We start from the raw sequence: 14,091 nt of genomic DNA, 5'->3' as shown, positions 1-14,091 counted from the left end.
CCCGCAGCGCCGCGCCGACGCGGAAATCGCTGTACACAGGCCATTTCCATACCTTCCTGCCCCGCAAGCGCGGCGGGCGCTGCCGCGCAAATCGCCTGCAGGCGCAGGACGGCAGCGCGGAATGCAAGATGCGGCGGTGCGGTCCGGACGCGTGCCGGCGTGCCGTGCGCGGGCTTGTGTGGCAAATTCCACTCTGCAAATTGGCGGCGCCCGCCTGCGCGGGAGGGCTGCGCAGCGTTTTCCGCATGCTGCGGCAGCGGCTGTTGACGCGGGACTCACCCGGCCGTCCGTAGCGTGCATCGGACAAAAACAGCGCAGGTTCGAGGTTTGGCATGGGCAAGGACGACATGGCCCGCAGTTCCGTCAACAGCTGCCGTGCGCGGCTGTTCGATGCGCACGGCGACGACCGCAGCCTCAGCTGCGAGGATCTGGCCGCGCTGCGCCTGCAGGATCACCAGCTGCTGTGGGTGGACCTCGAAGCGCCCGGCAAGGCCGAGCTGGATACGGTCTGCGCCGCGCTGGGAATCCCCCGCCAGGCTGTGGCGGAAACCGCCGCGGCCGCAACCACGCCGTGCCTGCGCAAATTCGGCGACTGCTTCTGCGTGCGCGTGGTCGCCGTCAGCGGCAACGATGGTCTCGCGCTTCAGGGCCAGGTGCTGACCTTGCTGGCGACGCAGAACACGGTGGTGAGCGTGCACGACAAGCCTGTGCCGTTCGTGGATTCGCTGCGCCAGCGCGAGGCCGCCGGATCGGATATCGGCGGCCTCAGCGCGGAGAGCTTCGTGGCAGCGCTGCTGGACTGGCATCTGACCACATACTTCGACGCCGTGGCCGATTTTGAAATGGCGGTGGAGCGCCTGGAAGTGGGCATCCTCGCCGAACTGCAGCGCGATCTGCTGCCCGAGCTGCGCCGGCTGCGCAAGGCCGCATCGCGGCTGCGGCGCATGCTGGCGCCGCACCGCGCGGTCTTTTCCGCACTGTCCCGGCCGGATTTCCGGCCCACCGAGACGGCCGCGGCCAATGCCCATTTCGCCGCGCTGGATACACGCTACGAACGCGCCATGGACGTAGTCGAGAACGCCCGCGACCTGGTGGTCGGCAGCTTCGAGCTGCTCAGCAGCCAGACCGCGCTGCGCACCAACGCGGCGATGCGGCTGCTGTCCTTCATCGCGGTGGTCGTGGGCACGCTGGCGGTGGTGGCGGGCATTCTCGGCATGAATTTCGACGCGCCTTTCTTCCGCACCCAGGCCGCCGGGTTCTGGACGGCGGTCGCGGCCATGGCGGCCATCGCTGCCGGCCTGATCGCCACGGCGCGCTTTCGCCGCTGGTTCTGAGCAGAACCGCAATGAATTGCAGAATTCAATGGATTTTCAATGACTGTCTTGTGCAGTCGCCGCGCCGGCGGCGGGACGGCGCATGAACACCGATCTTATCGGCTGGGCCGCCTCCGCCGTGCTGCTGGCCACGCTGATCCGCCAGATCGTCACCCAGGCCCGCGACCGCCAGGCCCGTGGCGTGTCGAAGTGGCTGTTCCTGGGCCAGATCCTGTCCTCGGCCGGCTTCATCGTCTACAGCATCCTGGTCGGCAGCCCGGTGTTCATCGCGACCCACAGCTGCATCCTGGTCACGGCGGTCGTGGGGCAGATCGTCACGGCGCGGAACCGCCGCGGCTGATCGCCGCGGCGTGCCTCTCCGTGGGACTACGGGCGTTTCGGTTCGGCCGGCCGCGCGAACGTGCCCACCAGCACGCCCTTGGCCAGTACGTGGCCGCGCATCGCGGCGAGCAGGGCTTCGCGGTCCGCACCGGCCGGCAGATCCAGCATCCGGTCCAGCGCGAACACCTGGGTGTGGTAGCGGTGCGGCGTATCGCCCGCAGGCGGTCTGGGGCCGTAATAGCCCGTGCGTCCAGGTGTGTTGGGGCCTTGCCGCAGGCCGTCGGGATCGGTCAGCCGATCCTGCGGCGGCAAGCCTTCGCGCAGCGCCGATACATCGGCCGGAATATTCCACGCGATCCAGTGGATGACCGGCTTGGGCGGCCGGGTGACGTCGGGATCTTCCAGGATGATCGCGTAGGAGCGCGTACCGGCGGGGCCGGCACTCCAGCTCAGCGGGAAGCTTGCGCCCTGGTCGTAGGCCGAATGCTTGAGCGGTATGGGCTGGCCGTCGCCAAAAGCAGCGGACTTCACCTGCAGCGCGGGCGCGTCGCCGCTCTGCGCGGTTTCCGCGCGGGCCTGCGCCAGCGGCACATCCGCGCCGCGCCCGGCCTGCTCCTGCATGGGGCCGGCCGGCGCTGCGGCGGCCGTCTTCGCACCGGGAGCACCGCCCGTGTAGCGCACGCGGTAGATCACGCCGTTGGCATCGTCGGAGAACAGCAGCGAGCCGTCCCCGGCCACGGCGAGGCCGGCCGGCCGCGCGGATTGTCCGCGTTCGCTGAGGAAGCCGCTGACGAAGGATGCGATGGCGCGGGGCCGGCCCTGGTCGAAGTCGATGCGCACCACCTCGTAGCCCGACGCCGGCTTGCGATTCCACGAACCCCGCATGGCCACGAAGGCATCGCCCTGGTATTCCGCCGGGAACTGTGCCGCTGTGTAGAAGGCCATCTGCATGGGCGCCGCATGGGCGGTATAGCCGAGCACCATGGGCGTGCTGCCGGCCTTCCATGCGGCCGGCGGCAATTTGCCGGGCGGCTTCTGGTGCGGGTTTTCCTGGTTGTCGGCGTAGAAGAAGGGCCAGCCGTAGCGCTTGCCGCGCTCGATGCGGTTGAGTTCCTCCGGCTGCGTGTCGTCGCCCAGCCAGTCGATGCCGTGGTCCATGCCCCAGAGTTCGCCGGTCTGCGGCTGCCAGTCGAAACCAATGGTGTTGCGCAGGCCGCTGGCGAAGATCGCGCGGCCCGTGCCGTCGAGGCGGGTGCGCAGCAGTGTCGCGTTCTCGGGGTTGCTCTCGTTGCATTCGTTGCAGGTGGAGCCTACCGAGATGTAGAGCATTTCATCCGGCCCTACGCGCAGAGTGCGGTTATTGTGCTGGCCCGCATCGGGCAGGTCGTGCACCAGCATCTGCAGTTCGGCCAGACCGCCGTCGGGCCTGATGTCGGCGGCGTAGATTTCCTTCGCCGTGGCCAGGTATATCCGCTGCTTGTGGATGGCGATGCCATGCACGCCGGGCCGGCTGGCTACCTGCTGCGGCTGGCCCTGCAGCCTGCCGGCGCCGTCGACGCGCAGCAGCAGCACATCGCCGCTGTCGCGCCGTGTGACATAGACGTTGCCGTTGTCGGCGACCGCCAGCATGCGCGCATTGCCCAGATCCCTGGCCAGCACCTCGACGGCAAATCCCGCGGCGACCTTGAGTTCAGCGGGATCGGGCGGCGGCAGCGCCGCGGGCTGGAAGACATGTCCGGTGACCTGTACATCCGCTACCGGAGCGGCCGCGTCGGCGCCGGCGCAGCAGAGGCCGGCGGTCAGGAACAGGGCGAAGGCATCGATATGTTTCATGGGGTTCTCCGGCAGGTGCAGCGTGTTGCGGCCCGGCGCGACACCGCAGCACGCGGCGTGCCATGGCGCGCCGCGGCCGCAGCTGCAATGAGCGCGGCAGCCGGGATTCGGAATGCATGGGCCGGTGGCGCAAAGTTGCAGAGTGCAATCCGTGCCTCGTCTGCTGTGCACGCCGCTTGTCGTTCCCGCCTGCCGCTTGCGCACCGCAGGCGCAAACCCATATTGCCGCCATGACGTCGCGCACCGATTCCGCTTCCACGGCACAGCCCGGCCTGTTCGGCACCGGGCCGCAGGTGCTGGCCGACGACGAGCGCGGCCGCATCGTCTACACGCCGGAATTTCTTTCCGCGGCACTGGCGCAGCAGAGCTTCGTGCGCCTGCTCGCGGACGTGCCCTGGCAGGCGGAGCGGCGCCGGATGTACGAGCGCGACGTGGCGGTGCCGCGGCTGCTGGCGAGCTATGCGCTGGATGGCGAGCTGCCGGCCCCGCTGCCGCAGCTCGCGCAGCAGGTGCGGGATCACGTGGGCGCGCCCTTCACGCATGTGGGGCTGAATCTCTACCGCGACGGACGCGACAGCGTCGCGCCGCACAACGATCATCTGTACGAGCTGCGGCCCGGCCAGCCTGTTGCGCTGCTGTCGCTGGGCGCGACGCGCGACATGGTAATCAGCACCAAGCTCCAGCCGCGGCGTTCGCTGCGCCTGCCGCTGCAAGCGGGCAGCCTGCTGTTGATGAGCCATGCCACCCAGCTGCACTACGACCATGGCATTCCCAAGGTGCGCGATGCCGTGGGGCCGCGCATCAGCCTGGCATTCCGCGTGCGCGCGGCGGGAGCGCGGCAGGCGCGCTACTGAGCCCGCGCGGTGGCCTCCGGCAGCAGGCCTCCGGTCGGCGCGTGTCCGCCGCTGTCGCCGCCGCGATTACAGCGTCGCGGCGCCGCCCGGGAAAAGGCGACGCCGGCGACGACCTGGGTGTGGATCTGCGGTGATGGGACGGCCGGCATTCCTGCCGCTGTTTCGTTCGATATTTAGCGATCCTGCTGTTCCTGCTGCCGTGCCTGTACGCAGCCGGTGTATTCGTAGCTGGCGATCTTGCCGTCGCGATCCGTGTCGCAGGCCGCGACCAGCACGCTGGCGCGCGGATTGCCGTTCATTTCCTCCGCCGAGACATAGCCGTCGCGATTGCGGTCGAGCACCGCCAGGCTTTCGGCCGGAGTGCGCGGCTGCTGCGCGGCAGTGGCCGCGGGCTGGGCCGGCGGCGCCGTGCCCGGCGCCGGCTGTGTCGTCGTCGCCGCCGGATTGGCCGGATTCGGCACAAGGCCGCTGGCATTCGGATTAGCTGGCTGGGCGGTGGCCGGGCTGTTCGACGAAGGGGCGCTGGTCTGCGGCGTATTCGGCGCGCTGAGTGTGGACTGAGGCGCCGCCGGTGTATTCGACGGCAGCGGATCGCGGATGGGGCGCGGGCTGGGCGTGGGCACGGCCGGCGGCGCATTGGAGCCCGGTGCCGGCGCGACCGGCGCGGGCACCTGCCCCGGCGCCGGTGCCGGGGCCGGTGGCGCGGTTGCCGGAGCCGGCGCGGATGCCGGCGCGCGCGTGTTCGCCGGCGGTGCGGCCGCGCCCGCCGGCGGTGCGGCGCCCTGGGCGAATACCGTCGCGGCGGCGAGCAGCAGCGGCGAAGCAAGCAGCGGACTCAGACGGGAAAGTTTCATGGCCAGTTCTCCGGAGCGGACGAGTCGCTGCAAGACACAGCAGCGGACGTGCCATGGCTGCAAAGGTGCGGCGCTTCGGCCGTTGCCGCCGCCAATCCGGGGAAAAAAGCGTATTTTTCCACCGCCGGCCGCGATAGGCCGCGGCCCGGCGCGCGGTGAAATGCACGATACCGCGGCGCAGTCGTGCGCCCGGCAGCGCTGTGCGGTGGAGCAAGGCCGGCTGATCGGTTCGTGCCGCGGCAGTCCGGCGTCGGGCGTTTCGTACCGGCGTCTGCGCGGTTCCGTCCGCTGCACGTGCCGGGCCCGCCGGCTGCGGATGACTCACCGCGCAGCGTGCGGCGCGATGCGTTGCCGGAAGACGCCAGTTGCGAGAAATCGGCCGATGCTGCTGCGCACCGGCGGTCTCCGTAGCGGTGCAAGCGACGCCTTGCCGATGCAACAGCGCCGCACAGGCCATGACAGCCGATGCGGCGCTGGGTTTGCTTGCGGCGCGTGCTGCGGATCAGGCGGCGTGCAGCGCCGCCGGCGCGGGTACGGCAGGCGCGCTCAGCACCTTGCCCTCGCGCCGCCAGGCATAGAGCTGCAACAGTGCAAGATCCAGCACGAACAGCGCCTGGCCGACGACGACGACCTTTCCCCAGAAGGTCGGCGCGTACCAGCCGCCGAAGGCGACGGCGAAGCTGGCGATCACCCACAGCAAGTTCAGTTCGATCAGGGTCCAGGCCAGCGCGCGGGGTATGCGTTCGGCGCGCTGCATGATGAGCAGCAGAGTGGCATAGCCCAGCAGGATCACCGCCGAAACGACAAGCAGGCGCTGGCTGAGGCCGAACAGCTCGGCCAGCGGCGCGGCGGCGACGAGCAGGGCCAGGCTGGTGATTGCGCCGGTGGCGAAATCCAGCAGCAGCAGGCGGCGGAACAGGGTGGGGCGGCGTTCGGTAGTGGCGTTCATGGCGTTCTCCTGTCGAATTCGACGCCATTTCGCCGCAGCCGCCGCGGCGCGTCCATTACATCGCAGGTAATGTGCCGCCGCGCCGGGCTGGTTTACAGTGGCCGCATGAACAGCACTGCGATCCGCCCCGTGGGCGAACAATTGCGCGACTGGCGCCAGCGCCGGCGCATGACCCAGATGGACCTGGCCGCCGCCGCCGAAACGTCTACCCGGCATGTGAGCTTCATCGAGACCGGCCGCTCCCTGCCCAGCCGCGCGATGCTGATGCGCCTGGCCGAACACCTGGCTGTGCCGCTGCGCGAACGCAACCACTTGCTGACCGCGGCGGGCCTTGCGCCGATGTACCGCGAAAGCCGGCTGGATGCGCCGGCGCTGCAGCAGGCCCAGGCCGCGGTGGAACTGGTGCTCAAGGGCCATGAGCCGTATCCGGCGGTGGCGCTGGACCGGCACTGGAACATCGTCGCGGCCAACCGCGCGGCGACGCTGATGCTGGCGGACGTGGATCCCGCGCTGCTGGCGCCGCCGGTCAACATGGTGCGGATCAGCCTGCATCCCGGCGGCATGGCCGGGCGCATCGTCAATTTCGCGCAGATCCGCGCGCATCTGCTGCACAACGTGCAGCGCCAGATCGACCTGACCGCCGATCCGCAGCTGCGCGAGCTGCAGCAGGAACTGCTGAGCTATCCGGTACCGCCGGATGCCGACGCCGCGCAGCCGCCGTCGCTGGCGGACAATGTCGCGCTGCAGCTGAAGCTGCGCAGCACGACCGGCGTGCTGTCCTTCATCAGCACCATCACCGTGTTCGGCACGCCGCTGGATATCACGCTGGCGGAACTCGCGATCGAATCCTTCTTCCCGGCGGATGCGCATACGGCGCTGGTGCTGCGCCAGGCCTTGCCGCGCGAGGATGACGGCACGACGCGGCAGTGACGCGCGCGCCGCGGGTACCGTCTTCGGCTGACGCATCTACGTGACGGGACCGGCGGCAATGCCCTGCCGCCGTCGTGCCGCGGAAGCCGCATGCCGCCGTTGCGCCGGCAGCACGCTACGGCTATGCCGCTTCGACTTCCTGCGCCGCCGGCACCGGCGCCGCACCGAAGGCATACAGCCGCGCATTCGGCACCCAGCCGTCGTCGTCGGTGGCGAGGGCGTCGCCTTCGTCGTCCAGCAGCAGATGGCCGACCGCGTTGACGACAATCTGGTGCGTCACCAGCAGCACGGGTTCGCCGCCGTGGCGGCTGCGCAGCTGGGCGAGGAAATCGCCGACGCGCTGCACCACATCGGCGCGGGATTCGCCGCCCGGTGGGCGGAAATGGAAGCGGCCCACGCGCTCGCGTTCGGCCGCCAGTTCGGGAAAGCGTTCGCGCACGCCGCGGCGGGTCAGGCCTTCGAGTACGCCGAAGGCCTTGGGCCGCAGCCGTGCATCCAGCGAGAACGCGACGCGGCTGTTGGCGTAGGCGTGGCGGATGATCGCGTCGGCGGTTTCCAGCGCGCGCCGGTACGGCGAACAGATCAGCCGCACCGGCCGCTGCGCCGGCGGCAGCTGGGCCAGGCGGCGGCCCAGCCAGGCCGCCTGCGCGTGGCCGGTGGCGGTCAGCGGCAGATCGGCGTCGCGATAGGCGCAGACCACTTCGGCCAGTCCGCGTTTCTCCGCGTCAGCGCGGGCGATGTTGCCCAGGCTTTCGCCGTGGCGGCAGGCATACAGGCAACGGGTCGGGTCAAACGATGGCATGTGCTCCTCCAATGAGCAGGACGCCGGCAGGGCCGTGCGTATTCCTGGTGATGACGCGGGATTGCGCCGGTGCCGGATACAGCAATGGCCATGCCATGTGAAGTAACGACGGCAAGCGGTGCGAAAGAACATCAAGCCTGCGCCGGCGCTGTCGCAGGAGTTCAGACGCGCCGGCGATCCGCACGCTGGCGCCGTGACGGCCCGTGCAATTTGCGGCGTGCGGCGGGTGTCTGCGGCGGGAAATGGCCGCTGCGCCTGCGCAACACGTTCCCGGCCCGGCGGACCGCAACCGCGCCTGGGCTTCACTGTTTGCCGACGTCGGGCATCGCGCTGTCCGGCGCCACTGCGCGGCTTCCCTGCCGCCGTCGTCCCGACTCAGATCCTGCGCATCGTTTCCGTGAAGAAGGCTGGCGGCGTCTTTTTTGCGTCGGCCCACGCCGCTCACGCGCGCGATGACCCAATGGCCTGAGAGATTCCGGCCACTGGCAGCACCTGGAATCTGCACAGCTGGAAAACGCGCAGAAAGTGCGGCGTTGACGAAGGTGAACAAGGCATCGTCCCGCGTGCTGTTCCGGCAGGGGCTCGCCGGCGGCGCAGCCGGCGCAGCCGGCGAAGGCAGATGCGCGGCACAGCGGCAGGTGGACATGTGGTCTGAGTCGGGAGCGCTTTGCATCGGTGCCGTTGCCGCGCTGACGGTCGCGGGCCGGGTCCTGCGCGAGCGGCCGGCCGCGGTCCGCACGCGAATGCATTTCGCCGTCTGGGCCTGCGCGTTCGCGCTGGCCGTGTCGGCCGCGACCTGGACCCTGGCCGGGGCCAGGCACGTGATCTGGCTGGCGGCCGGCGCGGCGGTGTCCGGCCTGGTACGGATGGCGATTTCGGTCTCCCGGCGCGGCAGCGCCGAATCAGAGCAATGACAGGGGCGAGGAAGCAGACATGGACTGGAAAATTCTGGGTGCGTTGCTGTTCGGCGCGGTGCTCGGCTGGAATGTCTATTTCGTCAACCGCTACCGGCGTGGCGACATCAGCTTCGGCGATATAGCGACGCTGCTTGGCGTCGTCGGCGGCGCGGCCGTGCTGTCGCTGTTTCCGGGCAACAGCGATTTGTTCGGCGCCTACGGCGTGGGTCTGGGCATCGGATTCTTCGCCTATTTCTTCGTGCTGCTGGGATTGGTGAACGCCTCACGGAATTTCGACTTCGACTGGTTCCTCGACGGACGCCGCAAGAACCCGGCGGAGGGCTACGGCTATGGCACCGAAACGCGCCAGACCGTGGCTCCCATGGCGCTGGATCCGACCCGGCCCGCAGCGCCGCCGGCCGCGCCGGGCGTCACCGTGAATTTCCACGGCAGCAATCCCGGCGAGGCAGCCCTGGCGGCCTCGCTAGTGCCGCCGGAGACGCTTTCCCTGCCTAGCTTCGCGGATACGCGCGTGCGGCAGGTTTGTGCCGATGTGTGGTCGAAATCGGGGCCTGGCGGTCCGTTCCGCGAAGGCAGCAACCGCTTCGTCATCGAAGTGGCCCACCACCTCGGCCTCAGTCTGTCCGGAACCTCCGACCAGATTCTCGACAGCCTGGAGCGCAATCCAACCTGGAGGCGGCTGCCCGGCGCCGGCGCGGCACGCGACGCGGCGCTGCAGGGCCGGTTCGTCATCGCCGGCGTGAAGTCGGATGCCGGATCCCCGCCGGCGCTGGACGGCCAGCTCGCCGTCGTGAGCGGAGGACCGCTGAACGCCGGCGGCTGGGCGCCGGCGGGGTATTGGGGCAGTTCCGATCCGGTCGTGGCGGCTCACGGCGGCGGCGGGTTCCCGCTCAGCGAGTGTTTCGGCGCCGAGCTGAAAGACCGCATCGTCTATCGCTGCCGCGACCTGTGAGGCTGCCGCCATGTCGGAAAACGACGTCATTCCCCACGATCACCGCTTCTGTTCCAGTCTCGAAGACATCGGCTTCCAGACGCCCGCCGCCAACGGACTGGTTGCGCGTGCCGCGCTGCTCAATGCGGCGTTCTGGGGGCGGGGCGTCAAATTGCGCGTGTCCTTCCTGGACGGCGCGCCGGAACTGCACCGGCGCGTTGCCGCGCTGGCGCAGGCCTGGCCGCAGGAAACCGGCGCTAACTTCAGTTTTGAATTCTGGATCGGCAACGGTCTCGATCCGGCCGGCGCCGATATCCGTGTCGCCTTCCAGCCCGGCATAGGCAGTTTTTCCAGGCTGGGCCGTTTCGCCCAGGCGGTCGACCGCAGGGAACGCACCATGAACCTGGGATGGATGACGATGGCGCTGCCCGAGGACGAGGCCCGCGCTGTCGTGCTGCATGAATTCGGCCATGCGCTGGGCCTGGTCCACGAACACATGAATCCCGCCAGGCCCATAGACTGGAACAAGGAGAAAGTGCGCCAGGATCTGCGCGCTTCGCAGGGCTGGAGCGACGACAAGATCGACGCCAACATGTTCCATCGCTACGACCCGGGCCAGATCTTCGGCACCGATGTCGATGCGGCCTCGATCATGATGTATCCGATCCTTCCAAGCTGGACCAGGAACGGCTTCGCCGCAGGTTTCAACACCGTGCTGAGCGAGGCCGACAAGGCGCTGATCCGCAAAGCCTACGGCCTGCGCCCGGTGTTCGGAGGCTAGCCGTCATGGCGGACCAGGCCATCGTGATAGGCATAGGCAGCTATCCGAACTTCGGCGCGGACGGCAGTTCGCCGAATGACCTGGCCGGTGCGGTGCAGGATGCCGAGGATGTGGCGGACTGGCTGGTCAAGGTCGGCCAGGCGGACGTCACCTTGATTACCTCCACCGGTGTCAACGGCGCGCCCTGGGCGGTGACCAATCTGCACACGGCCCGCCCGGTGGTGTCGGATGTCGATGCGGCTTTCATTCCTTACGTGAAATCCGCCGCGCCCAAGGTCGCCAACCGGCTCTACGTCTACGCGGCAGGCCACGGCCTGGCGCCGGATCCGCGTTCGCGCTGCCTGATCCTGGCCGATGCCGCCGGCGTGCGCTGGGTGCCGAATCTGGAAGTGCCCGCCTGGATAGACTGGTTCGCCAACCAGACGCATTTCGACGAACTGGTGCTGTGGATGGACTGTTGCGGCACGCAGGCGCTGGAATACAACCGCACCCGGCCCGCAGGCCTCGCCAACACGGCCGAGCGCCCGCCGCCGCCGGCCCGGGTGTTCACGGCATTCGCCTCGGGCTATGGGCGCAAAGCCTACGAAGGCGCCGTCGGGCCCGGCGGCGCCGTGCGTGGGCTTTTCACCCGGCGGCTGCTCAATGGCCTCAACGGTGCGGCGGCGAATCTCCAGGGCGAGGTGCGTTCGGGCTCGCTGGCGAATTTCCTGCGCAACGGCGCACTCGACGGTGCCGCAGGCGAGAGCCAGTTCGCCATGGTGCCGCAGGAGGACGACATGCTGTTTGCGATCCGCCCGCATCCGATCTACCGCGTACGCGCCAGGCGCAAGGACGGGACCCTGGCACCGGACGGCACGGTGCTGACGCTGACCAGTCCGCCCGGCCCGCTGCAGAAGACGGCGCCGGTTATCCAGGGCTGGGTGAGCTTCGATCTGGGCGTAGGCCTCTACAAGCTCGGCGGCGACGGTGTGGACAGGCTGTTCGAGATCGGTGCGCTTACTCCGCGGGACATCGACTAGGAGCACGCCGTGCCGGAACTCGCCGTCTATACCAACAACGATGCCGAAGTCTTCGTCATGGATGCCAGCTTGACCCGCGTGGCGCGGTCGGTCGGTGTCTACAGAGGCAAGCTGCCTCGCGGGCTTTACAAGATCCGCGTGGTTCGCGCCGGTGCGCTGCGCGAGCAGCTGGTCGAACTGGATGAGCGGGCCCAGGATCACTACCTCTTCATCACACAGTTTTCCGCCATCGCGCCGATCGGGCCGATGCTGCGCGACGTCAACCGCATCGAAACCTTCGCGCGCGAGGTTCTGGAGCAAGTCCGCGGACCCGCCATCCTGGTCTTGGCGCACGGGGACGCAGCTGTTGTTGACAGGAAAAGGCCTTTTGCCGGCGCGTCGATCTTTCCGTGGCAGGGCACACGCCACGCGGTGAAACTGGATAGCACGCCGCACAGCGCGCTGATCGGCGAGGAGGTGTGGTCGGCGGCCGCCATCGCCGCGGATCCCGCGCAGGGGCCTTTCGTGCTGGAGCTGAGGAATGGATCGCGGGTATCGCGCCAGTCGGTGCTGGTCGCGCAGGGCTGGCAGACGCGCGTCTTTCTGCGCGCACAGCGCGCGGATGGGCCATCGCCTTTCGACGTTTCGATACAGATGGCCAGGCCGGAGAGCAACGTTGTCTACCACGACCACTGGGAAACCGTGGAAGTGGCGAGAAGCGCGCTGGAACGGGGCCGGGCGATCTTCACCAGCGACCGTCTGGTCGACGAATTGCTGCACCAGAAATACGACAACCCGATTGCCGGGATTACCGGACTGCATCTTTTCCTGGATGCCCGCGCGCGCAGCGAGGCGGGCAATACCGCCTATGAGCTGGGACCCCATGCGGCAGCCCGGGCCGGCGGTGCGGAAGGCATCGTCGCGGAGGTGCTTGCCAATCTCACGGCGTTGCTTCATCCGGATCGCGCAAGATGGCTGGGAGAGCGGCTGAAGTCCTATGCGGCGATACAGGAGGAGCTTGCCCACGAGGACCCGCAATGGCCGGACGCTCCCGATCTGACGGCGTTGCGGCTGAGGGCCGGCCGCCTCAGGGAACAGGTCGCGATTTCCAGCCCGCCCATGTTCCGCGTGAGCTGGGACGTGCTGAAGGCCAGCGCCGCCCGCGACGGCGACACCTGGATAGGCCGCGGGTTGTGGAGCGTCACGGGGGCCGCCGGCGCGGCGGGTCCTTATCTCGCATGGGCGCCGGGCCGGCACTCGGCCCGGCGTACACTGCATGGCCTCGTTGAACAATTGGCAGCTGCGGGACTTTCCGATAGTTCCCCGCCGCGATCCATTGCCACGGATCGTTCGGATCCGGCGCGCGCTGAATCCGCTGCGCGCAGCCCTGATCGCGACCTGGCGGAAACGCTGAAGCTGGACGAAGCCCGGTTTTTGCCGGAGTTCAAGAAGGTGGTTGCCGCTATTGCCGAAGGCAAAGAGCAAGCTTTCGCCGACAGCTTCGGCATCCCCCTTTCGATTTTCCAGGAAAAACTCCGCTGAACTGTGCTGCGCCCGGAGCGTCCGCTTCGAAAAGGCCTGGCAACCGCCGCTGCGCGGTATTCCGCGAGCAGACATAAGTCATTCCGTTTGCGCTCGCCGTGACGGCGCCATTCGCGCCGCGCCGCCGCATAAATTCGGTCTGAACCATCACGCCGAGCCCTGCACGGCAGCAGCCGGAACAGGCGGGTCCGATGCCGATTTTACGCAGCGTTTACGCGCCGGCCGCCGCGTGCATCTGGTCCGTTTACGCGCCTTCGCCGGACACTTTCCCCGCTCCATTCCGGAGTGGAAATGTGCCGGTGGCAATGACTCCTTTCACACCCAACTGTCGCGGCGCCGCTGTGCTGGCCGCTGCTGTGTTCGCGGCGCCCGCGGCGCAGGCGCTGGATTTCAGCGGCTCCGCCGCGCTGACCAGCGATTACGTGTTCCGCGGCATCTCGCAGACCCAGGGCAACGCAGCGCCGCAGCTCGGCGCCAGGCTGGTGCTTGATTCGGGCTTCTACGGCGCGCTGTGGGGCTCCAGCGTCGATTACGGCGACGCCGCAGGCAGCGATGCCGAGGTCGATCTGGTCGCCGGCTGGAACCGCACCTTCGCCGGGCGCTGGAACCTTGATGTCAACCTGACCCGCTTCACCTATCCGGGCACGCGCGCGCCGCTGAATCTCGACTACAACGAAGTGATCGCCACGCTCGCCCTGGACCAGCGCTGGTGGCTGCTGCTGGGCTGGTCGGAGAATGTGCTGGCCAGCGGCGAGCGCGGCATATACACCGAAGTGGGCGCGAAATTTCCGCTCGGCGACCGTTTCCGTTTCGAGACCGTAGCGGCGCACTACGACCTGGACGATGCCTACGGCGCCAGCTACAGCCGCGCCCAGCTCTCGGCCATCTATACCCTGGGAAACGTGGACCTGCGCGCTTCCGGCCATTGGACCAGCGACAGCGCCGAACGGATTTTTCCCGGTGTCGCCGGCAGCCGCTTCGAGGCAGCCGCGAGCTGGAATTTCTGAGCCGGCGCCGCCGGCCCGCCAACGCAAGCAAAAGGGGG

Annotated in this window: 14 protein-coding genes; 10 read left to right on the top strand and 4 right to left on the bottom strand. The window is 68.7% G+C overall.

Annotation, left to right across the window (positions count from 1 at the left end; all coding sequences use genetic code 11):
* Window positions 1-347: 347 nt before the first annotated feature.
* Window positions 348-1,334, top strand: coding sequence for a magnesium transporter CorA family protein (locus NM961_RS04170; protein ID WP_255911584.1), 987 nt, complete (start codon window positions 348-350; stop codon window positions 1,332-1,334).
* Window positions 1,335-1,416: 82 nt separating this feature from the next.
* The gene (locus NM961_RS04165) at window positions 1,417-1,674 is read left to right on the top strand and encodes a hypothetical protein (protein ID WP_255911582.1); all 258 of its coding nucleotides are present in this window, start codon (window positions 1,417-1,419) and stop codon (window positions 1,672-1,674) included.
* 26 nt (window positions 1,675-1,700) lie between these two features.
* Here NM961_RS04165 and NM961_RS04160 read toward each other — a convergent pair whose 3' ends face one another.
* Window positions 1,701-3,488 (bottom strand): YbhB/YbcL family Raf kinase inhibitor-like protein, encoded by a 1,788-nt coding sequence (locus NM961_RS04160; RefSeq protein WP_255911580.1) that lies wholly within the window; start codon window positions 3,486-3,488, stop codon window positions 1,701-1,703.
* A 230-nt stretch (window positions 3,489-3,718) separates the two neighbouring features.
* Here NM961_RS04160 and NM961_RS04155 point away from each other — a divergent pair, with 230 nt between their 5' ends.
* Window positions 3,719-4,342, top strand: a complete 624-nt coding sequence (locus tag NM961_RS04155; protein WP_255911578.1) for an alpha-ketoglutarate-dependent dioxygenase AlkB — start codon at window positions 3,719-3,721, stop codon at window positions 4,340-4,342.
* 173 nt (window positions 4,343-4,515) lie between these two features.
* On the opposite strand, the gene NM961_RS04150 is transcribed toward NM961_RS04155, so the two are convergent.
* Both NM961_RS04150 and NM961_RS04145 read right to left on the bottom strand, forming a co-directional pair.
* On the bottom strand, window positions 4,516-5,196 hold the full coding sequence (locus tag NM961_RS04150; protein WP_255911576.1) for an EF-hand domain-containing protein: 681 nt from the start codon (window positions 5,194-5,196) through the stop codon (window positions 4,516-4,518).
* A 502-nt stretch (window positions 5,197-5,698) separates the two neighbouring features.
* Window positions 5,699-6,145, bottom strand: coding sequence for a hypothetical protein (locus NM961_RS04145; protein ID WP_255911574.1), 447 nt, complete (start codon window positions 6,143-6,145; stop codon window positions 5,699-5,701).
* Window positions 6,146-6,250: 105 nt separating this feature from the next.
* On the opposite strand from NM961_RS04145, the gene NM961_RS04140 reads away from it, so the two are divergent.
* Window positions 6,251-7,075 (top strand): helix-turn-helix domain-containing protein, encoded by an 825-nt coding sequence (locus NM961_RS04140; protein ID WP_255911572.1) that lies wholly within the window; start codon window positions 6,251-6,253, stop codon window positions 7,073-7,075.
* 121 nt (window positions 7,076-7,196) lie between these two features.
* On the opposite strand, the gene NM961_RS04135 is transcribed toward NM961_RS04140, so the two are convergent.
* Entirely contained in the window at window positions 7,197-7,877 is a 681-nt protein-coding gene (locus NM961_RS04135; protein ID WP_255911570.1) for a histidine phosphatase family protein, read from the bottom strand.
* Between the two features lie 533 nt (window positions 7,878-8,410).
* Here NM961_RS04135 and NM961_RS04130 point away from each other — a divergent pair.
* The 6 genes from NM961_RS04130 (at window position 8,411) to NM961_RS04105 (ending at window position 14,053) form a co-directional block, all read left to right on the top strand.
* Window positions 8,411-8,791, top strand: a complete 381-nt coding sequence (locus NM961_RS04130) for a hypothetical protein (protein WP_255911568.1) — start codon at window positions 8,411-8,413, stop codon at window positions 8,789-8,791.
* 19 nt (window positions 8,792-8,810) lie between these two features.
* Window positions 8,811-9,746, top strand: a complete 936-nt coding sequence (locus NM961_RS04125; RefSeq protein ID WP_255911566.1) for a DUF2304 domain-containing protein — start codon at window positions 8,811-8,813, stop codon at window positions 9,744-9,746.
* 10 nt (window positions 9,747-9,756) lie between these two features.
* Complete coding sequence (locus NM961_RS04120; protein ID WP_255911564.1) at window positions 9,757-10,506, top strand: M12 family metallopeptidase; 750 nt, start codon at window positions 9,757-9,759, stop codon at window positions 10,504-10,506.
* A gap of 5 nt (window positions 10,507-10,511) precedes the next feature.
* On the top strand, window positions 10,512-11,525 hold the full coding sequence (locus tag NM961_RS04115; RefSeq protein WP_255911562.1) for a caspase family protein: 1,014 nt from the start codon (window positions 10,512-10,514) through the stop codon (window positions 11,523-11,525).
* A 9-nt stretch (window positions 11,526-11,534) separates the two neighbouring features.
* A complete protein-coding gene (locus NM961_RS04110; protein ID WP_255911560.1) occupies window positions 11,535-13,046 on the top strand; it encodes a hypothetical protein in 1,512 nt (503 codons plus the stop codon).
* A gap of 305 nt (window positions 13,047-13,351) precedes the next feature.
* Window positions 13,352-14,053, top strand: a complete 702-nt coding sequence (locus NM961_RS04105; protein ID WP_255911558.1) for a TorF family putative porin — start codon at window positions 13,352-13,354, stop codon at window positions 14,051-14,053.
* Window positions 14,054-14,091 lie beyond the last annotated feature (38 nt).

Source organism: Tahibacter harae (assembly GCF_024437735.1).
Taxonomy (GTDB): domain Bacteria; phylum Pseudomonadota; class Gammaproteobacteria; order Xanthomonadales; family Rhodanobacteraceae; genus Tahibacter; species Tahibacter harae.
The sequence above is the reverse complement of the archived record's forward strand: the minus strand, read 5'-3'. Positions and strand labels throughout refer to the sequence as shown.